Origin of the sequence: Pseudomonas sp. FG-3G, assembly GCF_901007645.1 — a bacterium.
Classification (GTDB): Bacteria; Pseudomonadota; Gammaproteobacteria; order Pseudomonadales; family Pseudomonadaceae; genus Aquipseudomonas; species Aquipseudomonas rhizophila.
The window spans coordinates 38,063-64,143 of the sequence record NZ_CAAKGZ010000041.1 but is presented as its reverse complement, the minus strand read 5'-3'; the positions used below and the strand labels follow the sequence as shown (position 1 = coordinate 64,143).

At 60.5% G+C, this 26,081-nt stretch carries 26 protein-coding genes; 10 read left to right on the top strand and 16 right to left on the bottom strand.

The features are described 5' to 3' along the window. Positions 1-263 precede the first annotated feature (263 nt). Complete coding sequence (locus PSEUDOMOFG3G_RS28185; RefSeq protein WP_139048736.1) at positions 264-785, top strand: AAA family ATPase; 522 nt, start codon at positions 264-266, stop codon at positions 783-785. A gap of 95 nt (positions 786-880) precedes the next feature. Here the strand turns inward: PSEUDOMOFG3G_RS28185 and PSEUDOMOFG3G_RS24425 are convergent, their stop codons facing one another. The 11 genes from PSEUDOMOFG3G_RS24425 to def all read right to left on the bottom strand — a co-directional run bounded on the left by PSEUDOMOFG3G_RS24425 (position 881) and on the right by def (position 10,881). Continuing rightward, the gene (locus tag PSEUDOMOFG3G_RS24425) at positions 881-1,558 is read right to left on the bottom strand and encodes a DUF2459 domain-containing protein (RefSeq protein WP_139048735.1); all 678 of its coding nucleotides are present in this window, start codon (positions 1,556-1,558) and stop codon (positions 881-883) included. Between the two features lie 236 nt (positions 1,559-1,794). Beyond that, a complete protein-coding gene (locus PSEUDOMOFG3G_RS24420; protein WP_139048734.1) occupies positions 1,795-2,112 on the bottom strand; it encodes a hypothetical protein in 318 nt (105 codons plus the stop codon). 157 nt (positions 2,113-2,269) lie between these two features. Next, a complete protein-coding gene (locus tag PSEUDOMOFG3G_RS24415) occupies positions 2,270-2,680 on the bottom strand; it encodes a hypothetical protein (RefSeq protein WP_139048733.1) in 411 nt (136 codons plus the stop codon). An 82-nt stretch (positions 2,681-2,762) separates the two neighbouring features. Then, a complete protein-coding gene (locus PSEUDOMOFG3G_RS24410) occupies positions 2,763-3,005 on the bottom strand; it encodes a hypothetical protein (RefSeq protein WP_139048732.1) in 243 nt (80 codons plus the stop codon). 12 nt (positions 3,006-3,017) lie between these two features. Continuing rightward, positions 3,018-3,497, bottom strand: a complete 480-nt coding sequence (locus tag PSEUDOMOFG3G_RS24405) for a hypothetical protein (RefSeq protein WP_139048731.1) — start codon at positions 3,495-3,497, stop codon at positions 3,018-3,020. Between the two features lie 336 nt (positions 3,498-3,833). Beyond that, a complete protein-coding gene (locus tag PSEUDOMOFG3G_RS24400) occupies positions 3,834-5,822 on the bottom strand; it encodes a M10 family metallopeptidase C-terminal domain-containing protein (RefSeq protein ID WP_139048730.1) in 1,989 nt (662 codons plus the stop codon). A gap of 328 nt (positions 5,823-6,150) precedes the next feature. Beyond that, positions 6,151-6,462 carry a tetratricopeptide repeat protein gene (locus tag PSEUDOMOFG3G_RS24395; RefSeq protein WP_047229821.1) on the bottom strand — a complete coding sequence of 104 codons (312 nt, stop codon included), beginning with the start codon at positions 6,460-6,462 and terminating at the stop codon, positions 6,151-6,153. Positions 6,463-6,640: 178 nt separating this feature from the next. Further along, positions 6,641-8,014: a Trk system potassium transporter TrkA gene (trkA, locus tag PSEUDOMOFG3G_RS24390; protein WP_139048729.1), complete on the bottom strand. Its 1,374-nt coding sequence runs from the start codon at positions 8,012-8,014 to the stop codon at positions 6,641-6,643. A gap of 24 nt (positions 8,015-8,038) precedes the next feature. Then, on the bottom strand, positions 8,039-9,349 hold the full coding sequence (gene rsmB, locus PSEUDOMOFG3G_RS24385) for a 16S rRNA (cytosine(967)-C(5))-methyltransferase RsmB (protein WP_139048728.1): 1,311 nt from the start codon (positions 9,347-9,349) through the stop codon (positions 8,039-8,041). Continuing rightward, positions 9,346-10,305 (bottom strand): methionyl-tRNA formyltransferase, encoded by a 960-nt coding sequence (gene fmt / locus PSEUDOMOFG3G_RS24380; RefSeq protein ID WP_139048727.1) that lies wholly within the window; start codon positions 10,303-10,305, stop codon positions 9,346-9,348. Before fmt ends, rsmB begins: the two co-directional genes overlap by 4 nt. A 69-nt stretch (positions 10,306-10,374) precedes the next feature. Further along, positions 10,375-10,881 carry a peptide deformylase gene (gene def, locus PSEUDOMOFG3G_RS24375; RefSeq protein WP_003196300.1) on the bottom strand — a complete coding sequence of 169 codons (507 nt, stop codon included), beginning with the start codon at positions 10,879-10,881 and terminating at the stop codon, positions 10,375-10,377. Between the two features lie 157 nt (positions 10,882-11,038). Between def and PSEUDOMOFG3G_RS24370 the strand changes: the two genes are divergently transcribed. From PSEUDOMOFG3G_RS24370 to PSEUDOMOFG3G_RS24360, 3 genes are all read left to right on the top strand, one after another. Beyond that, complete coding sequence (locus PSEUDOMOFG3G_RS24370) at positions 11,039-12,064, top strand: LysM peptidoglycan-binding domain-containing protein (RefSeq protein WP_107323189.1); 1,026 nt, start codon at positions 11,039-11,041, stop codon at positions 12,062-12,064. A 79-nt stretch (positions 12,065-12,143) separates the two neighbouring features. Continuing rightward, the gene (gene dprA / locus PSEUDOMOFG3G_RS24365) at positions 12,144-13,238 is read left to right on the top strand and encodes a DNA-processing protein DprA (RefSeq protein WP_047229816.1); all 1,095 of its coding nucleotides are present in this window, start codon (positions 12,144-12,146) and stop codon (positions 13,236-13,238) included. 60 nt (positions 13,239-13,298) lie between these two features. Beyond that, complete coding sequence (locus PSEUDOMOFG3G_RS24360; protein WP_047229815.1) at positions 13,299-13,856, top strand: L-threonylcarbamoyladenylate synthase; 558 nt, start codon at positions 13,299-13,301, stop codon at positions 13,854-13,856. 147 nt (positions 13,857-14,003) lie between these two features. On the opposite strand, the gene PSEUDOMOFG3G_RS24355 is transcribed toward PSEUDOMOFG3G_RS24360, so the two are convergent. Then, on the bottom strand, positions 14,004-14,981 hold the full coding sequence (locus tag PSEUDOMOFG3G_RS24355) for an NADPH:quinone reductase (protein WP_047229814.1): 978 nt from the start codon (positions 14,979-14,981) through the stop codon (positions 14,004-14,006). Between the two features lie 163 nt (positions 14,982-15,144). On the opposite strand from PSEUDOMOFG3G_RS24355, the gene hemF reads away from it, so the two are divergent. Further along, positions 15,145-16,059, top strand: coding sequence for an oxygen-dependent coproporphyrinogen oxidase (gene hemF, locus PSEUDOMOFG3G_RS24350; protein WP_047229813.1), 915 nt, complete (start codon positions 15,145-15,147; stop codon positions 16,057-16,059). 13 nt (positions 16,060-16,072) lie between these two features. Then, complete coding sequence (gene aroE / locus PSEUDOMOFG3G_RS24345) at positions 16,073-16,894, top strand: shikimate dehydrogenase (protein WP_107323188.1); 822 nt, start codon at positions 16,073-16,075, stop codon at positions 16,892-16,894. Between the two features lie 129 nt (positions 16,895-17,023). Here aroE and PSEUDOMOFG3G_RS24340 read toward each other — a convergent pair whose 3' ends face one another. The 3 genes from PSEUDOMOFG3G_RS24340 to betC all read right to left on the bottom strand — a co-directional run bounded on the left by PSEUDOMOFG3G_RS24340 (position 17,024) and on the right by betC (position 21,223). Next, positions 17,024-18,592 (bottom strand): SulP family inorganic anion transporter, encoded by a 1,569-nt coding sequence (locus PSEUDOMOFG3G_RS24340; RefSeq protein WP_139048726.1) that lies wholly within the window; start codon positions 18,590-18,592, stop codon positions 17,024-17,026. A 183-nt stretch (positions 18,593-18,775) separates the two neighbouring features. After that, positions 18,776-19,693 carry a choline ABC transporter substrate-binding protein gene (gene choX, locus PSEUDOMOFG3G_RS24335; protein WP_047229810.1) on the bottom strand — a complete coding sequence of 306 codons (918 nt, stop codon included), beginning with the start codon at positions 19,691-19,693 and terminating at the stop codon, positions 18,776-18,778. A 15-nt stretch (positions 19,694-19,708) separates the two neighbouring features. Then, the gene (gene betC / locus PSEUDOMOFG3G_RS24330; RefSeq protein ID WP_139048725.1) at positions 19,709-21,223 is read right to left on the bottom strand and encodes a choline-sulfatase; all 1,515 of its coding nucleotides are present in this window, start codon (positions 21,221-21,223) and stop codon (positions 19,709-19,711) included. Between the two features lie 114 nt (positions 21,224-21,337). Between betC and PSEUDOMOFG3G_RS24325 the strand changes: the two genes are divergently transcribed. After that, positions 21,338-22,288: a LysR family transcriptional regulator gene (locus PSEUDOMOFG3G_RS24325; RefSeq protein WP_076383140.1), complete on the top strand. Its 951-nt coding sequence runs from the start codon at positions 21,338-21,340 to the stop codon at positions 22,286-22,288. A gap of 44 nt (positions 22,289-22,332) precedes the next feature. Here the strand turns inward: PSEUDOMOFG3G_RS24325 and PSEUDOMOFG3G_RS24320 are convergent, their stop codons facing one another. Beyond that, positions 22,333-22,992, bottom strand: coding sequence for an NAD(P)-dependent oxidoreductase (locus tag PSEUDOMOFG3G_RS24320; protein WP_047229807.1), 660 nt, complete (start codon positions 22,990-22,992; stop codon positions 22,333-22,335). A gap of 86 nt (positions 22,993-23,078) precedes the next feature. On the opposite strand from PSEUDOMOFG3G_RS24320, the gene PSEUDOMOFG3G_RS24315 reads away from it, so the two are divergent. The 3 genes from PSEUDOMOFG3G_RS24315 (at position 23,079) to PSEUDOMOFG3G_RS24305 (ending at position 25,880) form a co-directional block, all read left to right on the top strand. Beyond that, positions 23,079-23,405, top strand: a complete 327-nt coding sequence (locus tag PSEUDOMOFG3G_RS24315) for a DOPA 4,5-dioxygenase family protein (protein ID WP_047229806.1) — start codon at positions 23,079-23,081, stop codon at positions 23,403-23,405. A 324-nt stretch (positions 23,406-23,729) separates the two neighbouring features. Then, positions 23,730-25,037 carry a CitMHS family transporter gene (locus PSEUDOMOFG3G_RS24310; RefSeq protein ID WP_047229805.1) on the top strand — a complete coding sequence of 436 codons (1,308 nt, stop codon included), beginning with the start codon at positions 23,730-23,732 and terminating at the stop codon, positions 25,035-25,037. Between the two features lie 75 nt (positions 25,038-25,112). Next, complete coding sequence (locus PSEUDOMOFG3G_RS24305) at positions 25,113-25,880, top strand: TerC family protein (RefSeq protein WP_076383142.1); 768 nt, start codon at positions 25,113-25,115, stop codon at positions 25,878-25,880. Positions 25,881-26,081 lie beyond the last annotated feature (201 nt).

The window sequence follows — 26,081 nt, the reverse complement described above, 5'->3', positions numbered from 1 at the left end:
GGGGCTTGGGGCTGCCGAATCGCGGGCTGATGATAATGGATTCGGTGGTGTATCAACCAGATTCGGGACAACAGCTCCCTAGCCACTCACTGAAACGGCGACAGCCCACGATGATGAGACGGTCCGGTTACAGGTGAACGCAAAATCATGGTCTCTTTCCGAAGTAGCGCCAAGGACGTAAACCCACCTTGCAGTTGACGGAGACGCGCATCGACGTAAAATCGCGCCCCCAAAATCAGCATGCATAGCGAAAAGGAGCTTCGATGCAACGGGTGATGATTGTTGGTCAGCCTGGGTCTGGAAAGAGCACCTTGGCACGTAAGCTTGGCGAGCATACGGGCTTGCCTGTCGTTCATATCGACACTATTCACTGGCTGCCAGGATGGGTCGAACGAACCTGTGACGAAAAAACGCGCCTCTGTCGCGAGGTCGAGGCCCGTGATCGCTGGATATTCGAAGGAGGCCATTCAGCTACTTGGGACAACCGATTGAGCCGCGCAGATCTTTTGATATGGATTGATCGATCGGCGACGCTTAGATTCTGGCGCGTACTGCTCAGAACGCTGCTTAAGCACGGTCGATCTCGGCCTGACTTGCCGGAGAACTGCCCCGAACGACTGGCTAATCTGCCGGAGTTTTTCAGGTTCATGTGGCGGACGAAAAAATCAGCACGAGCGAAGATGGAACAACTTGTGGCGACTGCGCCATCGGCATGCCGCGTAGTCTGTCTGCGGTCTAATCGGGACACCAGGATTTTTCTCGCGAACATTGGAAATGTCGACTGACTAGGCCACATCACGGTTCTCCTTGGACAAAGGGATTCATTTTCAGAAGATCTCTCTTTCCCCTTGTCAGTCTCCCTTTTTCAGTCGTCCCCTTTTCAGTCAAGGCAGGACGCACCGACCGCTGTCGCCCGGCGTAACTGCGACATGACGTTCCCCGCCGTAATCGCCGTCGTAGGCGACATTGGGCAACCGCTCGCGGTCAGCGCCTCTGCGACCCAGGTATTGCAGGTATAAAACAGCGAATAGCGACCCTCGGCCTGGTAGAACCGGCTCTCTCCATACAAGCCAGGCCCGAGCACCACCAAGGTGCCCGTCGCTGAGTGAGTGAAGGTCCCGGCCACGAACGCGAGCAGTCGTCGGTAACCGTCCTCCGTCACCCGCACCTCGATGACCTCGCTTGTGGCGAAACGCCGCCTGGGATCCCCGTCAATCTTGACCGCATGCAGCACGGTTGCCTTCGACCCGAACAAGGCTCGCAGGGCGAGGCTCAAGGTGGCCTGTGGGGCTCGGTAAAAATCCTCGTCACCCCAACCGAACTCCACGAAGTCGCCGTCGCTGAACGCTTCGGCCAGTGTGGGAAGCACCTGAAGCAGATCGGGGCGCGCAATGACCAACCCGGTATGCAGGCCATGATTCACTACATAGAAGGACCGCCAATCGCCACCCGCACTCCTCGGCGGGTCCGACGCGGTAGCGCAGCCGAACAGCGTGAGGACCAGGGCCAGCACTACAACGCTGCTGTTCGAATGCAGGTCTATGCCACAGAATTTCATCACAGCCTCCTCAGCAGAAGTCTAAGTTCGCACCTTGAATTTTGCGCCACCTCTGTGAGGGGGAAGGCCGGCCAGATGATTCTCAGATTTATTTTGTCTAGTCCTGAATAAGGTTTACACCTGTTTCAGGACTAGACACTTCCGTGTCGAGAGTTGGATTCATCTACTGCCGTCTAAGGTTTGACGCGAAGGGAATGCACAAACGCGGCTGCGGGGGACGTTGTTTAGGTGCCTGATCAATCTTGAGACCGTTTTATTGCGTAGGCGAGCTGCTCGGCGTTGTTGCGCAATTCAATGAATTTTTCGTTTAGCTCGACATGACCTGGATTCCAGGAAAGGACGCCACCGACATAGCTTTGACCAAGAATGAGATCATTTAATGAGCCCATTCCGCCATAGGCTGACAGTAGATACTCAATCCCAGAGTAATCAGAATCCAGCAATAGTGCCCTTGCCTTACGCATCCAGAAACTCCAGTGGGTGTCTCCGCCGCTTTCAAGCACTATTGCAAGCTGATCAAGAATGCAGATCAGCTCTTCAGTTTTCGGTCCCATTTCTCGACATAGTCCAAGTGAAGTGCGGCATGAGGAGGATGATTCGCTATTGAGTATTTCTCGCCTACTAGCTAAAAAAGCTACTGTTTCGCCATCAGGATGTCCAGGGGCCGCTCTCTGCCGGTGACGACAGTCGAGAATCGGCCACAGCGGGCGCCTAGACATCAATCTCACATATTGCTTCCTCCGCCTGTATCCGTAACGTCAGCCCTGACGCAAAGCACACAACTAAGTGCTGGTCTGCCGGAATGTTATCCGCCAGGTAAAAATTTTTCGTCTCAGCACCAGACTCCACAGTTCCAATCGCATGAAGTACACAATCATCCTCGGCCAAATCCGGATCGCGCCCCTCGGCACGAAAGTAGCTCACCTCACGGAATTTCACGGTGATCTGTCTCGCTTCCTCTGGTGGCACCCAGTCTTCGGTGCGCCGAGTAAACCTGAGAATGAGTGTGCGCTCTAGCGCTGCATAGTGAATGGCGCTGGCCGCATAGAAGTTATGTAGGTCGTGGGCTCGTCCTTCGGCCTCGACCTCAATGTGGCCAAACGTAAAACCTCGAAATTGCATCAACGGCTCCTCATCGCGACGGGTGCATAAAAAGAGCGAAAGGCGAAGAATACATTTTCAGAAGAACTCTCCCCTTTACCATTCAGCCAACCTCCTCAAACCGCCGCCGCTTCATGAACAACCCCATCCCTATCGCCACGGCAAAAACCGACAGCAACCCCAGATCAAACCCCAACAAGCGGGTCTGACCGGCCAAAACGCAGCCAACCGCACCCGCCACCACCAACACCACGCCTAGCCACTTGCGTAGCAGATAGGGTTTGAGGAATCGATCGAGCAGAAAGGACAACACCAAGGCAATGACCAATTGAGTAATTACGGACATGTACGTCTCCAGTCAGGCCTTGATGATCAATGTCGAGAGGGTGCGTTGCGGGCCGATGCCGCCGTTGACCTGCGCTTCTATGCTGACCAGTACGTCGCCCGCATGGTAGGTGGGCAGGATTTCATTGGCATACGTGCGCACACCGGCCCCTACAGATGCCGCCACGTAAGAGGGGGCCACAGCCTTGGCGGCGGCAGTGAAGGCCGCGGCTGCAAGGGTGGCGATCGTGGTGCGCTGGGTATTGAGGGCATCGCCCTGTTGCCGGGTCAGCGGCTTGGAGATGCCGATCATCATCACGCACGGCAGGTTTTTGGCCAGCATCTTGTCGTACACCTCGACGACCTTGCTGTTGACCTCATAGTGGGCACTTTTCGCTTCGCCAAAATGCAGCTCGCGCAAGCGCCCACGTTCGCTGTCGGTGAGGGTGATCTGCGAGACGTTGAAGACGATCCCGTGATTGCCCATGTATTGGAAAGTCCCTTCGAACTTCATCGCCCATATCCTTTTGGGGTAAAGGTGGCGATTCTCTACAAGGAGCGGATTGGATTCAAATCATTTCGCCTTGCCGGCAGGGTGTGTTGGTCATGCGCAGGAGTCGCAGTGTGTCAGGCTGATTCCGTTGGCTTTTTTGGGTCTGCTTCGCAGCCCAGCGGGGATAAATCCCCTCGCCACAGGGTTTTGTGTGTTGGCTGTTTGGCGGGCTGTTATTGAAGACGTGGTCGGCTTTTTTATGAGTGCTGCGCACTCAAGCGGGAGCAAGCTCCCTCGCCACAGAAGCGGTCCTATGCGAAGTCAGGAGTGGCGATCTGAACTGGTCAAGTTTGTGTTTTACACCCAGAAGTCGTTAGCCACTCCAATCAATTGAATAGCCTCCTCATCCAAGGGCTCGGCGAAGATGATGTTCAAGTCGCGGTAACCGGAATGGTCCCCCACCAAGCTCAACTCGAATCGAGCCCCGGACGCGTCGGCTTCGTAGCTCTTCAAGTAAGTCAGGTTCTTGGCTTCATTGAAAATCACGTCCAGCGTGCCGTCGTAACCATTTCCCAGCCGGGTAAAACCCAAAGCGGACAAGTCGATCGTGTCTTCACCCGCGGTATAGTCCATCAGGCGATCAGTATGGTTTTCGGTGGCGGTACGGTAGCTGTCGCTCAGTCCGTCGAAGCGGAACACATCGTTGTTACCGCCCCCCACCAACAGGTCTCGACCCTCTCCGCCAACCAACACATCATTCCCTAGCGCGCCATAAAGGCGATCATCGCCCGCGAACCCTTCGATGATTTCGCTTCGAGCGTTGCCTTGTAAACGATCGTCCCCTTCGGTGCCCATCAACCTGGCTTGCTGAAACAGGATGTTGGTTTCATTCAGCGCTTGGCCCAAGTTACCGTCAAAGACCACTTCGAAGCGTTCCCCATCGGCGTTGGCCTCGAAACTCTTGAGGTAGGTCCGCGTCCCGCTTTCATTGACGCGTATCGCCAGCGTTCCGTCATGGCCATTGCCAAGCCCGAGGAAGCCCAGGGAGGAGAGGTCGAGGGTATCGCTGTTGGGGTCGAAGTCGGTGATGCGGTCGCTATGGGCCGCGGTTGCGGTTCGGTAGCTGTCTGTGACTGACTGGTAACGGAACGTGTCGGCCCCGGCACCGCCCGTGAGCAGGTCACGACCTTGCTGGCCGTCGAGCAGATCGTTTCCAGCCCCGCCAAAGATCGCATCGTCGAACGACGCGGTGCCGAGCAAGAAGTCATCGTCGTGGCCACCGTCAAGGTGGTAATAGCCGTCGTCGGGATTGCCAAAGCTGTGGTCCAGACGACCGTCGGGGTTCAACTGGACCAAGGCGGCCAGATAGCCGTCCGCGCTCGTACCTTGGCTTCCGCCAATCAATAGCTTGCCGTCGGCCAGCACGATCATGTCGGCGACTGCAAAAGGAGCGCTTTCCGAGCCCCAACTTACCCGACCTTGTTCACCGAAATCGCTGTCGAGTGAGCCGTCGGCATTGAGTCGGATGACGGTCGCCACGCCGCCCGAGGCGCCCGCCAGCAGGATTTTGCCGTCATCCTGGATGACCAGGGCGTCTGCGTGGACATTCAGGGCCAGGCTGCCGCCGTTCGCAAAGCTGCTATCCAGCGTACCGTCCGGGTTGAGGCGGGTCAGGGTGTCTTGCCCCGTGACCAATACCTTCCCGTCTCCCTGCAATGAAACGTCGAACGTGCCGCTGGGGTGAATGCCGATGGACGCGGGTAGGTGCAGGACCCCGGCCTCTCCAAAAGACGAAATCAAGCCCCCCGTCGCGTCGAAGCGGGCGATATAGATCTCCCCAGAGGGATATCCAGCGCTGGCGAAAAAGCTGCCGTCGCGTTGCACGGAGAACGACGCTTGCTGGCCTAGATCTTCATTCCAATAGAAAGGCACTGTCACGGTGCCGCCGTTCCCGAAACTCGTGTCGAGGCTGCCGTCCGCCAAGTTACGACTGACGCCCGACACCCAGGCGTCTCCTACTTTCACGTAGCGCGCCACCAGGTAGCCCCCGCCCGGCTGCACGGCGGCATTGCCGCCGTCCTCGATGTCGAGCGACACCGGGAGAAGGGATTTACCGTCGCCGCTGAAGTCGCGGTCCAGGCTACCGTTGGCATTGAACCGGACCAGGCTGCCGGTGAAGCCTGAATCCTCTTCGCCTCCTAGCCCCAGGCGGCTATAAGCGCCAAGCCAGATAGCACCGTCCGGATCGACCGTGATACCTGCGATTTTGTCCGAGCCCCATAAGGTCGTGGCGACCATGCCTGTTTTTTGCACAAGTGAAGCGGCGGGCGAAATGCTCTGGCTCATGTCCATGCCTCCGGTAGCTGTCTAGCGCCAAAGACTATAGGCACGGGTCGGTCGGGTTGCCACTTTACGAGACGAAGGGAGGTTCTTGGGCGACCTTCTACTATCGATGCAACCGGTCTCCGGCAACTGCGCAAGACAACGCTAGGCTGGCTGAAGTTGCGTGTTGGCTGTTTGGGGCTGCTTCGCAGCCCAGCGGGGATAAATCCCCTCACCACAGGGTTTTGTGTGTTGGTTGTTTGGCGGGCGGGTAGTGAGAACGCGGTGGGCTTTTTTGTGAGTGCTTCGCACTCAAGCGGGAGCAAGCTCCCTCGCCACGGGTACGTGGCGTTCAGGGGTGGCGGTCCAGTTTTTTCAGGAACACGGTCATTTCTTTTTCGGCTTGTTTGTCGCCATGGGCGCGGGCGGCTTCGAGGCCTTGTTCCCAGGCTTGGCGGGCTGCCGGTAGGTCGCCTTGGCCTTGGTGTGCTTTGCCTAAGAGTTTCCATGCTGCTGAGTATTTGGGGTCGAGTTCGACGCAGCGTTGGAAGTGTTCGGCGGCCCGGGCGAATTCGCCGAGGTCCAGGTAGCCCTTGCCCAGGCCGAATCGCAGCAATGAGTTATCCACACCTTTGGCGAGCATTTTTTCCAGGGAGTCGAGCATGGCGGCGTCCTTATCTGGTGTGTCAGGGGTTGATTAGTTGGCTGCTAGATAGCTATCGCGAGCAAGCTCGCTCCCACAGGGGGTTGGGGTGGCTCACAAATATTTGTGAGCCATGGAGATCCTCTGTGGGAGCGAGCTTGCTCGCGATGAGGCCATTGCTGCCACCGCAAAGCCTGGATCAGAAGAAACTCAACCCCACATGGAACAGCTTCTCCACATCACGAATATGCTTTTTATCCACCAGGAACAGGATCACATGGTCGCCGGTCTGGATCATGGTGTCGTCATGGGCGATGAGCACTTGCTCGTCGCGGATGATCGCGCCGATGGTGGTGCCTGGCGGCAGGCCGAGGTCGCGGATGGCCTTGCCGATGACTTTGCTGGACTTGGCATCGCCATGGGCAATCGCCTCGATGGCTTCGGCCGCGCCACGGCGCAGGGAGTGCACGCTGACGATGTCGCCGCGCCGCACGTGGGCCAGCAAGGTGCCGATGGTTGCCAGTTGCGGGCTGATGGCGATGTCGATCTCGCCACCCTGGATCAGGTCGACGTAGGCCGGGTTGTTGATGATGGTCATCACCTTCTTCGCCCCCAGGCGCTTGGCCAGCAGCGAGGACATGATGTTGGCTTCGTCGTCGTTGGTCAGGGCCAGGAAGATGTCGGCGTCGGCGATGTTTTCTTCCAGGAGCAAGTCACGGTCCGAGGCGCTGCCCTGCAACACCACGGTGCTGTCGAGGTTATCCGAGAGGTAACGGCAGCGCGTCGGGTTCATCTCGATGATCTTGACCTGATAGCGGCTTTCGATGGCTTCGGCCAGACGCTCGCCGATCTGCCCGCCGCCGGCAATCACGATGCGCTTGTTGTTTTCGTCGAGACGGCGCATTTCGCTCATCACCGCGCGAATATTGGCCTTGGCGGCGATGAAAAAAACCTCGTCGTCCGCTTCGATCACCGTATCGCCCTGGGGCAGGATCGGCCGGTCACGTCGGAAAATCGCCGCGACCCGCGTCTCCACATTCGGCATGTGCTCGCGCAGCTGGCGCAGTTGCTGGCCCACCAGCGGTCCGCCGTAGTAGGCCTTGACCGCGACCAATTGCGCCTTGCCTTCGGCAAAGTCGATCACCTGCAAAGCGCCCGGGTGTTCGATCAGGCGCTTGATGTAGTTGGTCACCACTTGCTCGGGGCTGATCAGTACATCCACCGGGATCGCTTCGTTGTCGAACAGGTCGGCGCGGGTCAGGTAGGCCGCCTCGCGCACCCGGGCGATCTTGGTCGGGGTGTGGAACAGCGTGTGAGCGACCTGGCAGGCCACCATGTTGGTTTCATCGCTGTTTGTGACAGCCACCAGCATGTCGGCATCGTCGGCACCGGCCTGACGCAGCACCGTAGGCAATGAGCCACGGCCCTGTACGGTACGGATGTCGAGGCGGTCACCGAGATCGCGCAGGCGGTCACCGTCGGTGTCGACCACGGTGATGTCGTTGGCTTCACTGGCCAGATGTTCAGCCAGCGAACCGCCGACCTGCCCTGCGCCGAGGATGATGATTTTCATCCGGTCACTCCTATCGAATCGGTTTTAACCGCGTGCGGCGGCGATCTTGATCAGTTTGGCGTAGTAGAACCCGTCGTGGCCGCCCTCTTGGGCCAGCAACTGCCGACCATGGGGCTGCTTCACCCCGGCCTGGCTGGCAATGTCCAGCTCCCGGGCACCGGGGGTACGGGCGAGGAATGCTTCGATCACTTCGGTGTTCTCGGTCGGCAATGTCGAACACGTGGCATACAGCAGCATGCCGCCGACTTCCAGGGTTATCCACAACGCATCGAGCAATTGCCCCTGCAACACCGCCAGTGCGGCGATATCGTCCGGCTGGCGGGTGAGCTTGATGTCGGGATGACGGCGGATCACGCCGGTGGCCGAACACGGTGCGTCCAGCAGGATGCGTTGAAATGGCTTGCCATCCCACCAGCTGGCGGTGTCGCGGCCATCGGCGGCAATCAGTTCGGCGTCCAGGCCAAGGCGTTCGAGGTTTTCCTTCACGCGCACCAGGCGCTTGGCTTCCAGGTCCACCGCCACCACGCCGGCCAGCTTCGGCTCGGCCTCGAGAATGTGGCAGGTCTTGCCACCCGGTGCGCAGCAGGCATCCAGCACGCGTTGGCCGGGCGCCAGCTCCAGCAGGTCGGCAGCCAGTTGCGCGGCTTCGTCCTGGACGCTGATCCAACCGTCGGCAAAGCCCGGCAGCGCGCGTACATCGCCGGGGGTTTCCAGCACGATGCCGTCGCGGCTGTACTGGCACGGGATGGCCGGGATGCCAGCCTCGCCCAGTAACGCCAGGTAGGCATCGCGCGTATGGTGGCGACGGTTGACCCGCAGGATCATCGGCGGATGGGCATTGTTGGCCGCGCAGATAGCCTCCCACTGCTCGGGCCAGAAGGCTTTCAGGGATTTTTGCAGCCAGCGCGGGTGGGCGGTGCGCACCACCGGGTCGTGTTCCAGCTCGGCCAGCAGGGCTTCGCTTTCCCGTTGGGCGCGGCGCAGCACGGCATTGAGCAGGGCCTTGGCCCACGGCTTTTTCAGTTTGTCGGCGCAGCCCACGGTTTCACCGATGGCGGCGTGGGCAGGCACGCGGGTGTAGAGCAATTGATAGAGCCCCACCAGCAGCAGTGCCTCGACGTCGGCATCGGCGGCCTTGAACGGTTTCTGCAGCAGCTTCGCCGCCAGGGCCGACAGCCGTGGCTGCCAACGGGCGGTGCCGAACGCCAGGTCCTGGGTGAAACCGCGATCACGGTCTTCAACCTTGTCCAGTTGGGTCGGCAGGGAACTGTTGAGTGAGGCTTTTCCGCTCAGGACCGCGGCAAGTGCCTTGGCGGCGGCCAGACGCGGGTTCATGAAGCGTCCGCCGCTTGGCCCAGCACCGTGCCGACGGCAAATTTCTCACGACGGCTGTTGTACAAATCGCTGAAGTTCAGCGCCTTGCCACCGGGTAATTGCAGACGTGTCAGACACAGCGCCTGCTCGCCACAGGCGACGACGAGGCCGTCCTTGCTGGCACCAAGGATTTCACCCGGCGCGCCCTGCCCCTCGGCGTGGCTTGCCGCCAGCACTTTCAGGGCCTCGCCGTTCAAGGTGCTGTGGCAGATCGGCCACGGGTTGAAGGCACGCACCAGACGCTCCAGCTCGATGGCCGGGCGGCTCCAGTCGATGCGTGCTTCGTCCTTGTTCAGTTTGTGGGCGTAGGTGGCGAGGCTGTCATCCTGCACTTCGCCTTCCAGCGTGCCGGCGGCGAGGCCGGCGATGGCCTGGACCACGGCCGGCGGGCCGATCAGTGCGAGGCGGTCATGCAGGCTGCCGCCGGTGTCTTCGGCGCTGATGGGCGTGCTGACCTTGAGCAGCATCGGCCCGGTGTCCAGGCCGGCTTCCATGCGCATCACGGTGACGCCGCTCTCGGCATCGCCGGCTTGCACGGCGCGCTGGATCGGCGCCGCACCGCGCCAGCGTGGCAGCAGCGAGGCGTGGCTGTTAATGCAACCCAGACGCGGAATGTCCAGCACCACTTGGGGCAGGATCAGGCCGTAGGCGACCACCACCATCAAGTCGGGCTTGAGTGCGGCCAAGTCGGCCTGGGCCTGAGCGTCGCGCAGGGTCGGCGGCTGCAAGACCTGCAAACCGTTCTCCAGGGCCAATTGCTTGACTGGGCTGGGCATCAGTTTTTGCCCGCGACCGGCCGGCCGATCCGGCTGGGTGTAGACCGCGATGATTTCATGGGGGCTGGCCAGCAGGGCCTTGAGGTGTTCGGCGGCGAACTCGGGAGTGCCGGCAAAGACGATGCGCAGTGGCTCAGTCATGGGAAGCTCTCATTTACAAAGCAGTCGCAAAAGAAAAAGGCTTGCCGCGGCAAGCCTTTGAAGGGGGCGTCAAGCATTCTGGCGATGAAGTTTTTCCAGTTTTTTCTTGATCCGGTCACGCTTGAGGGTAGACAGGTAGTCCACGAACAGCTTGCCGTTGAGGTGATCGCACTCATGCTGGATGCACACCGCCAGCAACCCTTCGGCGATCAGCTCGTAAGGCTGGCCGTCACGGTCCAGGGCTTTGATCTTGACCTTCTGCGGGCGGTCGACGTTTTCGTAGAAGCCGGGCACCGAGAGACAGCCTTCCTGGTATTGGTCCATCTCGTCGGTCAGGGTTTCGAACTCGGGATTGATGAACACCCGGGGCTCGCTGCGGTCTTCGGAAAGGTCCATCACGACGATACGCTTGTGCACGTTGACCTGGGTCGCGGCGAGGCCGATGCCTGGCGCCTCATACATTGTTTCAAACATGTCATCGACCAACTGACGCACTTCGTCGTCCACTACGGCCACCGGTTTGGCGATAGTGCGCAGGCGCGGGTCCGGAAATTCGAGAATGTTCAAAATGGCCATAAGCTTGATAAATGCACGTGTGAAGTAAAGTCGGGTGGCTGGCCTGGCGTGTCTTGGGATGCAGGCTACCGTTGTAAAACGTTGCTCCTCAATCACGGAGCGAGCCACGGGGGCTCTGGCGTTTTACGCGAACGCACATAATAAAGGGATTCACCGCATGAGGAAATCACTACTCGCCCTGCTGCTTCTGGCCTCGGCCGGTATCGCGCACGGGCAAGTGCAACTTCGGGAAGGTTTTCCCCAGCAATACACAGTGGTGACGGGGGACACGCTGTGGGACATCTCCGGCAAATACTTGCGTGAACCGTGGAAATGGCCCGAACTCTGGCAAGCCAACCCACAGATCGAGAACCCCAACCTGATTTATCCCGGCGACACCCTGTCGCTGGTCTACGTCAACGGTCAACCGCGCCTGACCCTCAATCGCGGCGCTTCGCGGGGCACCATCAAGCTGTCACCGCGCATTCGCAGCTCGCCGGTGGCCGACGCGATCCCGAGCATCCCGCTGCAGGCCATCAACAGCTTTTTGCTGAGCAACCGCATCGTCGACACGGCCGAGGATTTCGACAAGGCGCCCTACATCGTTGCCGGCGATGCCGAACGGGTCCTCAGCGGCACGGGAGACCGGATCTTTGCCCGCGGCCCCTTCGACGCAAACCAGTCGGCGTATGGCATCTTCCGGCAGGGCAAGGTCTACACCGATCCCGAAACCAAGGAGTTCCTGGGCATCAACGCCGATGACATCGGCAGCGGTGAAGTCGTGGCGAGCGAAGGCGACATCACAACCCTGGCCCTGCAACGCACGACCCAGGAGGTGCGCCTCGGCGATCGTCTGTTCAGTGGCGAAGAACGCTCGATCAACTCGACGTTCATGCCCAGCGCACCGAAATCGGAGATCAACGGGCTGATCCTCGATGTACCCCGCGGCGTCACCCAGATCGGCGCCCTGGATGTAGTCACCCTGAACAAGGGCCGTCGCGACGGGCTGGCCGAAGGCAATGTGCTGGCGGTGATGAAGACCGGCGAGACCGTGCGCGACCGCATCACCGGCGAGCAGGTGAAAATTCCCGATGAACGTGCTGGCCTGCTGATGGTTTTTCGCACCTACGACAAGCTCAGCTATGGCTTGGTGCTATACGCCTCGCGCTCGCTGGCGGTACTCGACAAAGTGCGCAATCCATAACGGGTCTCACAAGTTACCAACAGAGTTATCCACAGCTTGTTCCCGTTTCGACGGGGCTTATAACGATCAAGGATGATCCATGTCATTGCCTGAATCTGCTTCGGTTTCCCCTGCGGAACTGGAGGCCCGTCTGCGCCTGCACCGCTTGCCGGAACTGGGCCCCAAACGTTTCATGACCCTGATGGAGGCCTTTGGCTCGGCCTCCAAAGCCATCAGCGCACCGGCCAGCGCCTGGCGAGCGCTGAGGTTGCCCGCGGCGTGTGCCGAGGCTCGGCGCAACCCGGATGTGCGTGACGGCGCCGCCCATGCATTGGCCTGGCTGGAGGGTTCGGCCCAGCGTTTACTGATGTGGGACCAGCCTGACTACCCCGCGCTGCTGGCGCAGATCAGCGATGCGCCACCGCTGTTGTTCGTCGCCGGCGACGCGACCATTCTGGAAAAACCACAGCTGGCGATGGTCGGCAGCCGCCGGGCATCGCGACCGGGCATGGACACCGCCGCGGCGTTTTCCCGAAGCCTGGCCGGTGCCGGTTTTGTCATCACCAGCGGCCTGGCCCTGGGCATCGACGCGGCGGCCCATCAAGCGGCGCTGGATGTGGGCGGGCAAACAATTGGCGTGTTGGGCACCGGGCTGGAAAATTTTTATCCACAGCGCAATCGTCGGCTGGCGGACGCGATGATCGCCCAAGGCAGCGCGGTGCTGTCGGAGTTCCCGCTGGACGCGCCGCCCCACGCCAGCAACTTTCCTCGTCGCAACCGGATCATCAGCGGTCTGTCCCTCGGTGTACTGGTGGTGGAGGCCAGTGTCGCCAGCGGTTCGCTGATCACCGCACGCTTGGCGGCCGAACAAGGCCGCGAGGTGTACGCCATTCCGGGGTCGATCCACCACCCCGGCGCGAAGGGCTGCCATCAGTTGATCCGCGACGGCGCGGCGCTGGTGGAAACCGTCGAGCACATCCTTGAAGCATTGCGGGGCTGGCAGCAGTTGCCGCTGTCCATGGAACCGACGCCCGTCACCCATCCGCTGTTGCGCTTGCTCCATGCCGCGCCGCTTGGCAGCGAAGCGCTGGCCGCCGCCAGCGGCTGGAGCTTGCCCAAAGTCCTGGCGGCGCTGACTGAGCTGGAAATGGAGGGACGGGCGGTCTGTGACAACGGGCGCTGGTTTGCGCGCTAGGTTTTATGGGGAAGATCGGTAAACTGCGCACAGCCTTATTTGCGTTGTGGAGAGTCTTTCATGGTCAACAGTTGGCGTGTGCAACAAGCCGCGCGAGAAATTCGCGCCGGGGCGGTGATTGCCTATCCAACCGAAGCGGTCTGGGGCCTGGGCTGCGACCCGTGGAACGAAGACGCGGTGGAGCGCCTGCTGGCGATCAAGTCGCGGCTGCCCGATAAGGGTTTGATCCTGGTGGCTGACAACATCCACCAGTTCGACTTTCTGTTCGAAGATTTCCCTGAAACCTGGATGGATCGAATGGCCAGCACCTGGCCTGGGCCTAATACCTGGCTGGTGCCGCACCAGAATCTGCTGCCGCAATGGATTACCGGTGTGCACGACACGGTTGCGCTGCGGGTCAGCGATCACCCCACCGTGCGCGACTTGTGCTCACTGGTGGGGCCGCTGGTGTCCACCTCGGCCAACCCTCAGGGCCGCCCGGCGGCGCGCACGCGAATTCGCGTCGAGCAATATTTCCGTGGGCAGATCGACCTGGTGCTGGGCGGTAACCTGGGTGGGCGCAAGAACCCCAGCGTGATTCGCGACCTGGCGACCGGCAACGTGGTGCGGCCGGACTGAGCCCGAACACACCTTCTGCATCTTGCACAAAACCAGTGTGGGAGCGAGCTTGCTCGCGATAGCATCAGGTCAGTTAGCATTGATGTTGGCTGACATACCGCTATCGCGAGCAAGCTCGCTCCCACAGGTTCTTTAGCACCCTCTAAATCAGGGCAAAAGAATCGTCGACCCGGTTGTGCGCCGCGCCGACAACTCGGCCTGGGCCTTGGCCGCTTCGGCCAGTGGATAACGCTGGTTGATATCCACTTTGATCTTGCCGCTGCTGATCATGCCGAACAGCTCATCGGCCATGCGCTGCAGGTTCTCGGCGTTATTGGCGTAAGTGGCCAGGGTCGGACGGGTGACGTACAGCGAGCCTTTGGCCGCGAGTATCCCCAGGTTCACGCCGTCCACCGCACCGGAAGCATTGCCGAAACTCACCAACAGGCCACGGGGCGCTACGCAGTCCAGGGAGGTCAGCCAGGTGTCCTTGCCGACACCGTCATAGACCACCGGGACTTTCTTGCCGTCGGTCAGCTCCAGCACCCGCTGTACGACGTTTTCCTTGCTGTAGTCGATGGTTTCCCAAGCGCCGTGGGATTTGGCGATTGCGGCTTTTTCCGCTGAGCTGACGGTGCCGATCAATCGCACGCCCAGGGCCTTGGCCCACTGGCAGGCCAAAGAGCCCACGCCACCAGCAGCGGCATGGAACAGGATGGTTTCCCCCCCTTTGAGCTCATAGGTCTGACGCAGCAGGTATTGCACGGTCAGGCCCTTGAGCATCACGCCGGCCGCCTGTTCGAAACTGATGGACTCGGGCAAATGCACCAGATTGGCCTCGGGCAACACATGCACGTCGCTGTAGGCCCCCAGCGGACCGCTGCCATAAGCTACCCGGTCACCGACCTTGAACCGCGTGACGTCTGAACCGACGGCCTCGACCACACCCGCCCCCTCGGCCCCCAAGCCCGACGGCAAGGCCGGTGGCGGGTAAAGACCGCTGCGATAATAGGTATCGATGAAGTTCAGGCCGATCGCCTTGTTGCTGACCCGCACCTGCTGCGGGCCCGGTTCGGCAGGCTGGTAGCCCACGTACTCGAGCACTTCGGGGCCGCCGTGGGAACTGAACTGAATACGTTTGGCCATCTTCACTTTCTCCTTGTCGTGGACTTTTTACCAAGCCTGCTATCGGACTCCTAAGCTTGACCTTCGTCAACTGTGGCGTAGGCAAGTGCGGTGGTATCCTGTGCGCCCATTTGCCACCGGCCCGCTGCAAGCCGCGTAGCGTAGCCCTGATCAAGGTGATGTCATGACCACTCGCACCGAGGCCGTGAAAGCCTACCTGCTCGACCTGCAAGACCGCATCTGTGCGGCCCTGGAAACCGAAGACGGCGGCACTCGTTTCGTCGAAGATGCCTGGACCCGCCCCGCCGGTGGTGGCGGTCGCACGCGAGTGATTGAAAACGGTACGGTGATCGAAAAGGGCGGCGTCAACTTTTCCCACGTCTTCGGCAGCGGTCTCCCCCCCTCGGCCAGCGCCCATCGGCCGGAACTGGCCGGGCGCGGCTTCGAAGCGCTGGGCGTGTCATTGGTCATCCATCCCCACAACCCTCATGTGCCTACGTCCCACGCCAATGTGCGTTTTTTCATCGCTGAAAAGGAAGGCGAAGAGCCGGTCTGGTGGTTCGGCGGCGGCTTCGACCTGACACCGTACTACGGCGTGGCAGAAGACTGCGTGCATTGGCACCGCGTTGCCCAACAGGCCTGTGCCCCGTTCGGCCCCGACGTGTATTCGCGCTACAAAGCCTGGTGCGACAGCTATTTCCATATCAAGCATCGCAACGAGCCCCGTGGCATTGGCGGCCTGTTTTTCGACGACCTGAACGAGTGGGATTTCGACACCAGCTTCGCCTTCATGCGCGCCATCGGCGATGCCTACATCGAGGCTTACCTGCCTATCGTGCGCCGCCGCAAGCAGGACCCGTTTACCGCCAAACAAAGGGAATTCCAGGAGTTTCGCCGCGGACGCTACGTGGAGTTCAACCTGGTCTACGACCGCGGCACCCTGTTCGGGCTGCAATCGGGCGGGCGTACCGAGTCGATCCTGATGTCCCTGCCGCCACAAGTGCGCTGGGGCTATGACTGGAAAGCTGAACCGGGCAGCGAAGAGGCGCGGCTGACCGAGTATTTCCTGCAGGATCGCGATTGGCTGGCGACGGCCTGAACGAGGATTATCCATGGACCGCTACGTTGTAATGGGTAACCCGATCGGCCACAGCAAATCACCGCTGATCCACCGTCTCTTCGCCGAGCAGACCGGGCAAACACTGGACTACAGCACGCTGCTCGCGCCTTTGGACGATTTCGCCGGCTGCGCGCGGGAATTCTTCCGCGAGGGGCGTGGGGCGAATGTCACCGTGCCGTTCAAGGAAGACGCCTTCCGCCTGGCCGACAGCCTGACCGAGCGGGCCCAGCGCGCCGGGGCGGTGAACACCTTGAGCAAGCTGGCCGATGGCCGTCTGTTGGGTGACAACACCGATGGTGCCGGACTGGTACGGGACCTGACCGTCAACGCAGGTTTAAACCTCAAGGGCAAACGCATCCTGTTGCTGGGCGCCGGCGGTGCTGTGCGCGGTGCCTTGGAACCGCTGCTGGCCGAAGCGCCGGCCTCGGTGATCATCGCCAACCGCACGGTGGAAAAAGCCGAGTTGCTGGCCGAGTTGTTCGCGGACCTGGGCCCGGTCTCAGCCAGCGGTTTCGACTGGCTGCAAGAGCCGGTGGACCTGATTATCAACGCCACATCGGCGAGCCTGTCCGGTGATGTACCGCCGATTGCCGCAAGTTTGATCGAGCCCGGCATGACGTTCTGCTACGACATGATGTATGGCAAGGAGCCCACTTCGTTCTGTCGTTGGGCCAGCGAACACGGCGCGGCGGTGGCGATGGATGGCTTGGGCATGCTCGCCGAGCAGGCGGGCGAAGCGTTCTACCTGTGGCGCGGGGTACGCCCGGACACCGCGCCAGTGCTGGCCGAATTGCGGCGCCAGCTCGCACTGTAGGAGGCTACAGACTGTTGTGGCGAGGGGATTTATCCCCGTTGGACTGCGAAGCAGTCCCAAAAAACCAGGGCCGCTGCGCGCCCCAGCGGGGATAAATCCCCTCGCCACAGGGTGCGTCTACCTTAAGCCCTAGTCTTCGAAATGGATCGGACAGTGCTCCGGCCCTTCCAGCTTCTTCAACTCTTCCACCACATGGGGCCTGGCCCTGCGCAACGTCAGGCTGCGCCCTTGGGTGCGCAAGCGCCGGGCTTCCTGGTGCAGCATTTCCACGCCGGAGTAGTCGATGAAGTTGATCTGCTGGGCATCGATCACCACCCGTTGTGCCTGCAACCGTTGCAGACGCACTTGCAGGTAATGGCTGGCACCAAAAAAGATCGAACCGCCAACCCGCAGGATGTCAGCTTCACCCTCACGGGCGTGTTGCACCCGCGGTTGCGAGGTGCGCTTGAGGTAGAAGAACAGCGACGCCAGCACGCCGGCATAGATAGCGGTCTGCAGCTCCAGCAGCAGCGTGGCCAGGCAAGTGAGGCTCATCACCACGAATTCGGCGCGACTCACGCGAAACAACGCCCGGACGCCGCGATAATCCACCAGCCCCCAGGCGATCAACAGGATGCTGCCGGCCATGGCCGGTATCGGAATGTGCGAAATCAGCTTGGCACCGGTTACCGCAAACAAGGCCACCCACAGTGCCGAGAAAACCCCGGCCAGGGGCGAGCAAGCGCCGGCTTCATAACTGAGGCCGGAACGGGTAAAGGAACCCGCTGACAAGGATCCGGAAAAGAACCCTCCCACAATATTGGAAAGCCCCTGCGCCCTGACCTCCTGGTTCGCGTCGAGTAACTGCCCGGAGCGTACTGACAACGAGCGAGCAATGGACAGGCTGGTCACCAACCCGAGCATGCCCACCGCAACCGCGCCGGGCAGCAGGCGCAGGATCAGATCCAGGTCCAGCGGCAGCGCAGAGAACGGCGGCAAGCGCCCGGCAAAGGCGCTGACCAGCGCGACATGCCCGAACATCCCTGGCCACAGCCAGACCACCAGGCTGCTGATGACCAAAGTTATCAACAGGCTCGGCCAGCGCGGCAGCAGCCGTTTGAGCACCACGCCCAGCACCAGCGTGCCCAAACCGAGAAACAGAGAAGGCTTATCCACAGCCTCGATATGACTGACCAACATCAGCAGCCCTTTCAACGCCGTGGCTTCGTTGGGCAGATCAAGACCCAGCAGGTTGGGCAACTGCCCCAGGGCGATCACCACCGCCGCGCCCAGGGTGAAACCCAGCACCACCGAGTGTGAGACGAAGTTCACCAGCGCGCCGAAACGCAACAACCCCAGCAGCCACTGGAAAACCCCCGCCAGCACCGTCAGCAACAGGATCAAGGTGACGTAGTCCTGGGTGGCCGGCATGGCCAGGGGACTGACGCTGGCATACAGGACAATGGAAATCGCCGCCGTAGGACCGCAGATCAGGTGCCACGACGACCCCCACAAGCAGGCGATCAGCACCGGCACAATCGCCGCATACAAGCCGTATTCCGGCGGCAGTCCGGCAATCAGGGCGTAGGCAATCGACTGCGGCAACGCGAGAATCGCACCGCTCAGGCCGACGATCAGGTCACGGCCGACACTGGCGCGGGTCTGCCGCGGCAGCCAGCTCAGGAACGGAAAGAGTGAATGGCGGGTGGGCAATGCCATGGGGCCTCAAGGGTGGGGTTTGGCGCAAGAGTATCAGGACAAGGCACCGTTCTCCCTGTAGCGAGGAGATTAATGTGGGAGCAAAGCTTGCTCGCGAAACAGGCAGCTCGGTCTCTGAAAGACCGAGTCGTCTTCATCGCGGGCAAGCCTTGCTCCCACATAGATTGCCTCGCCACATGATTGTCAGAGCTTGGCCTTCACCGCCGCCAACGCATCCTTGCCATCCAGCGTCTTCACACCATCCAGCCATTTATCCAGCACCGCCGGATTCGCCTTGATCCAGGCCTTGGCCGCATCGGCATTGCTGACCTTGTTGTTCACCACCTCGGCCATGATGCTGTTTTCCATTTCCTGGGTGAAACTCAGGTTGGTCAACAGCTTGCCTACGTTCGGGCAGGCCTGTGCATAACCTTTGCGAGTCAATGTATAGACACTGCCCGTGTCGCCAAAATACTTCTCGCCGCCCTTGAGGTAGTGCATTTTCAGTTGCACGTTCATAGGGTGTGGCGTCCAGCCAAGGAAGGTCACGAACTTCTGTTTCCTCACCGCCCGGGAGACTTCCGCGAGCATGGCCTGCTCGCTCGATTCCACCAGTTTCCACTCGCCCATGCCGAAATCGTTGGTCTTGATGATTTCCTTCAGGGAGAGGTTGGCCGGGGCGCCGGAGCCGATCCCGTATATCTTCTTGTCGAACTTATCGGCGAACTTGTTCAGGTCAGCGAAGTTATGCACACCGGCATCCCACACGTAATCCGGGACCGCCAGGGTGAATTCGGTGCCGTCCAGGTTCTTGGCCAACTGCGTGACATCGCCAGTGGCCACGAACTTGTCGTAGAACCCTTGCTGCGCCGGCATCCAGTTACCCAGAAATACATCAACCTGGCCGTCCTTGAGGCCGCCGAAGGTGATCGGCACTGCGAGGGTGTCGACCTTGGCCTTGTAGCCCATGCCATCGAGCAGAAAACCCGTGATCGCGTTGGTCGCAGCGATGTCACTCCAACCGGGGTCGGCCATCTTTACCGTCTCGCAGCTTTGCTCGGCCCACGCCGAACTGCTAAGCGCCAACAGCCCAGCGGTCAGTACTGTGGATAACTTTTGCATGTGCTTCCCCTTACGTTATTGGTTTTGGCAGGGTTGTGGATAACGGGCCTTGCGTTCCAGATCGTCGAGGTCAATGTGGTTACGCATGTACTGCTGGCTGGCGTCCACCAGCGGCTGGTGATCCCAGCTCTTGAGTTTGCCCAGGGTCAACGCGTGGGCGACGAAACGTCGACGTCGCTGACTGGCGAGCACCTGTTGGTGAATGGTTGGGATATCCCATTTAGCTCGCGCTTCGGCGAGAAAATCCGCGCACAGGGACTGGTGCTCAGCCGATTGGCTAAGGTCCTCCAGTTCTTTGGGGTCATTGCGCAGATTGAACAGCAGGCACGGATCGTCTTCGCTGTAGATGAATTTCCAGGGTCCACGACGGATCATCATCAACGGGCTGATGGTGCCTTCGGCCATGTATTCACCAAAGACCTCGTCATGACCGCCCTGCCCCTGCAGATGGGGCACCAGCGACCGGCCATCCAGCGGCAGTCCGGGCTCAAGCCGGCCACCGGCCAACTCCACCAGGGTCGGCAGCAAGTCGGCAGTGGACACCGCCGCCCCGACCCGCCCGCTGGCGAACTGGCCCGGTGCGCTGATCAGCAAGGGAACGCGAGCCGCCATCTCGAACCAGTGCATTTTGTACCAGAGGCCTTTTTCACCGAGCATGTCTCCATGATCGCCGGAGAACACGATGATCGTGTCGTCCATCAAGCCGGTGTCTTCCAGGGTTTGCAGTAACTTGCCGACGTTGCTGTCAATGTAGCTGCACGCACCGAAGTACGCGCGGCGCGCATCGCGGATCTTATCCACAGGCAGTGGCTTGTCCCACAGGTCATAGACTTTCAACAGGCGTTGGGAATGCGGGTCCAGCTCTGTTTGCCCCGGGGTTTGCGGCAGCGGGATGTCCTTGTCGTCATACATATCCCAAAAGGTCTTGGGAATGGTGTACGGGTCGTGTGGGTGGGTCATGGACACCGTCAGGCAGAACGGCTGGTCGCCATCCTCGCGGATGTGGTCGAACAGATACTGCTGGGCCTTGAACACCACTTCTTCGTCAAAATCCAACTGGTTGGTGCGCACGCACGGACCAGCCTGCAACACCGAAGACATGTTGTGATACCAGCTTGGCCGCACGTCGGGCTCGTCCCAGTTCACGGCCCAGCCGTAATCGGCCGGGTAAATGTCACTGGTCAGGCGTTCTTCATAGCCATGCAACTGGTCCGGCCCGCAAAAATGCATCTTGCCGGACAGCGCCGTGCGATAACCCAGACGCCGCAGGTAGTGGGCGTACGTCGGGACGTCCGCAGGAAAATCCGCCGCGTTATCGTAGGCGCCGATCTTGCTGGGCAACTGGCCGCTCACCAGGGTAAAGCGCGACGGTGCGCAGAGTGGGCTGTTGCAATACGCGGCGTCGAACACCACGCCCTGCTCGGCCAGGCGCGACAGGTTCGGCAGCTTGATCGGCGAAGGACCGTAGATCGGCAACATTGGCGCGGCCATTTGATCGGCCATGATGAAAAGAATGTTCTTGCGCTTCATGTATTCGCGGCATTCCATAGTAAACAGTTATGCGAAATTGCTGCGATTGAGCATGTAGCCCCCACCTTTATGGGTAAAGCCCACGTAAGGCAATGACTAGGATAAGCACAGCTTATGTATGAAGCCCTGGGTGACCTGTCCCTTGACCTGTTCCGCGCCTTTGAAGCCGCGGCCCGCCACCGCAGCTTTACGGCAGCGGCGATCGAACTGGGCACCACGCAACCGGCCATCAGCCAGCAGATCAAGCGCCTGGAAGAACAACTGGGTACGCGATTGTTCGATCGCATCTATCGCGGCATCGAGCTGACCGAGGCCGGAACAATCCTGTTCGAGCAGGTGCAGGCCGGTTTGCAGAATATCGACGCAGGATTGAGCGCGATCACCGCCCATGACCAGCATGAGGTGCTGCAAGTGGCCACCGATTTTGCGTTTGCCGCCTATTGGCTGATGCCCCGCTTGCATCGGTTTCACGCCGCCAACCCACAGGTGGACGTCAGCCTGGTGACCAGCGAACGCAACCACAACATGCTGCGCACGGATATCGACGTTGCGGTGCTGTTTGGAGACGGTCGCTTCAAACAAGGCGAAAGTCGCTGGCTTTTCAGCGAAGAAGTCTTTCCGGTGTGCAGCCCGCTGTTGCTCAAGGAACGCTCCCTGCCCTTGTCGGCTCAAGCCTTGTCGGAGTTCCCGCTCCTGCATTTGCGCGGGGAAAACAGTAGCCATTGGTTCGATTGGAGTGGCGTTTTCCGTGAGCTGGGCATTACCTCGCCCCCGGCGCCCGGGCAGTTGCGGTTCGACAACTACACCTTGCTCATCCAGGCGGCGATTGGCGGTCAGGGCGTTGCCATCGGCTGGCGATACCTTGTGGATAACTTATTGGCCCAAGGGCTGCTGTGCCGTCCGGTCGCTGAAACAGTGTTGTCGCGGTCAGGGTATTACGTGGTTTTGCCCCAGCGTAAACGGCGCGGGGTATTGATCAGGCAGTTTGTGGACTGGTTGATGGAGGAGCAGGCCAACAGCGCCGAATCGCTCACGGGGTTGGCCTTGCCTTCCATTGCGGTGTAACCAGCCCGCCCCTGCGCCAACTCGGGAGACGGCGACCGCACAGGCTAATCAGCGGCGACAAAACTGACATGCTGGCCCACATGCAGGTTCAGGCGCAGCTCATCGGCAATGCCGACGGCCACACGGCCAAGCCGCTCCAGTGATTCGGCCATGCCGGCCTCCAGGCTGGTGCTGACCTGGCTGAAGTGCTCGATGCTCAAACCGGGCGTTGCGTAGGGTGAGTCAATCAGGGTCCATTGCAACGTGCTGTTGTTCAGGGCATCGAGGACTTCTTCGGCGGCATGGCGCTGCAATACATCGTCTGCCGGCTCCTCGTCGAGCACGGCGAAATCGCCCACCAGAAACAGCCGGGAAATACTCGCCGCCTCCATCCCGGCGATCAGCGCATCCACCGCCAACACCTGCTCCACGGGACCAGGAATAAGCGTGCGCTCCACGTGCTCGCTGTTCATCGGCAACCCTGGAGCGTTCAACAGACACACCACGGCATTGGCGCCGGCCACGCTTTGCTTGACCCGCTGGGGATCGTAGAGGTCGCCGGTCTTGGCCCGCAGGCCGGGGCGCGGCGCCAGGGCCGTAAGGTCGTCGAGAACAGCGATGACTTCGTGCTGGCGCCGCAGCATTTCAGCCATCAACGCACTGCCGAGGCTACTCATGGCACCATAGAGCACCACTTTGGTGACCGGGGTTTCGGCATTTTTCATGGCTGTTTTTCCTTTTTTGCCCCGCATGTAAAGGCTCTGACCCGCGGGAGACAACCTCGGTTCGGCCAGTTTTCGAGGAGAAGCACATGCAGCGGATCAAGGGCTACCACGCCCATGTCTATTTCGACGCCAACACCATCGACCAGGCGCGGGCACTGTGCGAGGAAGCGTCGCGACTGTTTGGGCTGAAAATGGGCCGTATCCACCAACGCCCAGTCGGGCCGCACCCGGACTGGAGCTGCCAATTGGCGTTCGATCCACAGCACATCGGCGTCGTCTTGCCGTGGCTGGCGCTCAATCGCAAAGGCCTGGTGATATTTCTTCACCCGGACACCGGCGACGACCTGACGGACCACACCGAGCATGCGATCTGGATGGGCGCGGTGCGGCCGTTGGATCTTTCGGTGTTTTGATTTATCGGTGGAGCGCAGATTGTCTGTGGGAACAAAGCTTGCTCCTACAGGTAAGCCTTGCCCTACAGAAAAACTCCATTACAGCGGCGAAAGGTGGCTGAAAGCTTGCGCGATTAGGATCGCCCCCACTACCGGCAACAGACCGGTGGCCAGAAGCGAGCGGCTAAGGCTCGTTAGGCCCTTTTAACAACAACAATGGTGATTCTGATGTCCGCTGCTACCCGCCCCGCTGAACCCACTCCCTCCGTCCGTCCCGTGCTTTGCATTCTGCGCTGACCTGTTCGGTCTGCCTTTGCCCGTCGCGCCACGCCTGGAGTATTTCCTATGCTGACTTTCCTTGGCTTTGCCATGGTCATCACGTTCATGTTCCTGATCATGACCAAGCGCCTGTCCGCGCTGATTGCCCTGATCATCATCCCGATCCTGTTCGCTCTGTTCGGTGGTTTTGCACCGAAGATCGGTCCGATGATGCTCGAAGGCATCACCAAGCTTGCCCCGACCGGGGTGATGCTGATGTTCGCGATTCTTTATTTTGCCCTGATGATCGACTCCGGCCTGTTCGACCCGGCCGTGCGCAAGATCCTCAAGCTGGTCAAGGGCGACCCGTTGAAAGTTTCGGTCGGCACCGCCGTTCTGGCGCTCGTCGTTTCCCTCGATGGTGACGGCGCGACCACTTATATGATCTGCGTGGCCGCCATGCTGCCGCTCTACAGCCGCATCGGCATGAGCCCACGGATCATGGCCGGCCTGATCATTCTCGCCGGTGGCGTGATGAACATGACCCCCTGGGGCGGCCCGACGGCCCGTGCAGCCAGCGCGCTGCATGTCGATCCGTCCGACATCTTCGTTCCGATGATTCCTGCGATGCTCGCGGGTGTAGCGGCGATCCTGGCGATTTCCTACATGTACGGTAAACGCGAGCGCGCCCGTCTGGGTGAATTGCACCTCGCCGGTGATGACATCGACCACAGCGAAATCAGCGTTTCCCAGTTCCCGGACGCCCGTCGTCCGAAGCTGATCTGGTTCAACGGTGCGTTGACCCTGGGCCTGATGTGCACGCTGATCGCCGGCCTGTTACCGCTGCCGGTGCTGTTCATGGTGGCGTTCAGTATCGCGATGATCGTCAACTACCCTTGCCTGCAACAGCAGAAAGACCGCGTTGCGGCCCATGCCGGCAGCGTATTGGCGGTGGTCGGTTTGATTTTCGCGGCGGGTATCTTCACCGGCATCCTGTCCGGGACCGGCATGGTCGACGCCATGTCCAAGAGCCTGCTGGCGGTGATCCCGGATTTCCTGGGCCCATACCTGGCAGTGATTACCGCGCTGGCGAGCATGCCGTTCACCTTCTTCATGTCGAACGATGCATTTTATTACGGGGTGTTACCGGTCATGGCCGAAGCGGCCAGCCATTACGGCATCACTGCCGTTGAAATGGCCCGCGCCTCGATTGTTGGCCAGCCCGTCCACCTGCTGAGCCCACTGGTTCCATCGACTTACCTGCTGGTGGCCCTGGCGGGGATCGAGTTTGGCGATCACCAACGCTTCACCTTGAAGTGGGCAGTATTGGTTTGCCTGTGCATAATGTTTGCCGCCTTGCTGATGGGGATTTTTCCGCTGTTCAGCACTCTATAAAAGCAATGCCCGCTGCGTCGCCCCTTTCGATAATCGAAGGCGCGGCGCGGCCCAACACTCGCTAAAGGAACTCACATGGAATGGCTGACCAACCCGGAAATCTGGGTTGCCTTCTTCACCCTGACCGCCCTGGAAATTGTCCTGGGCATCGATAACATCATCATGATCTCGATCCTGGTCAGCCGCATGCCCAAGCACATGCAGGCACGCACCCGGATCTTCGGTCTGGCCCTGGCCATGATCACGCGGATCCTGTTGCTGCTGTCCATCACCTGGGTCATGCGCCTGACCGCCGACCTGTTCGAAGTGTTCGGCCAGGGCATTTCCGGTCGTGACCTGATCCTGTTCTTCGGTGGTCTGTTCCTGCTGTGGAAAAGCTCCCAGGAGATGTACCACGCGCTGGAAGGCGAAGACGAAACCGGCGAGACGCCTGCGGGCACGGGCGGCAGCTTCATCTACACCATCGTCCAGATCGCGATCATCGACATCGTGTTCTCCCTGGATTCGGTGATCACCGCCGTGGGCATGGTCTCCCATGTACCGGTGATGGTCGCGGCAATCGTCGTGGCGGTGCTGGTGATGATGCTGGCGGCGGGCACCATCAGCTCGTTCATCGACAAGCACCCGTCGCTGAAGATGCTGGCGCTGTCGTTCCTGCTGGTGGTCGGTACCGTGCTGATCGCTGAGTCCCTGGACGTGCACGTGCCAAAAGGCTACGTCTACTTCGCCATGGCCTTCTCCCTGGCGGTCGAAGCGTTCAACATCAAGATGCGCACTGCCATGGCGCGCAAGCGCAAGCAGCAGGATCCGGTAAAACTGCGTAAGGATATGCCAGGCCAGTAAGCGGCACAGGGCAATGAACGAAGGGGCTTTCGAGCCCCTTTTTCATGCCTGTCGGAAAGTAAGCGGATGCAAAACCGGTGGGAGCGAGCCTGCTCGCGATGAGGCCGCAACATTCAACATCTTCATTGGCTAACAGTCCGCTATCGCGAGCAGGCTCGCTCCCACTGGGTTTCGTGGTGTCTTTGGTCAATGGCTTTTTAT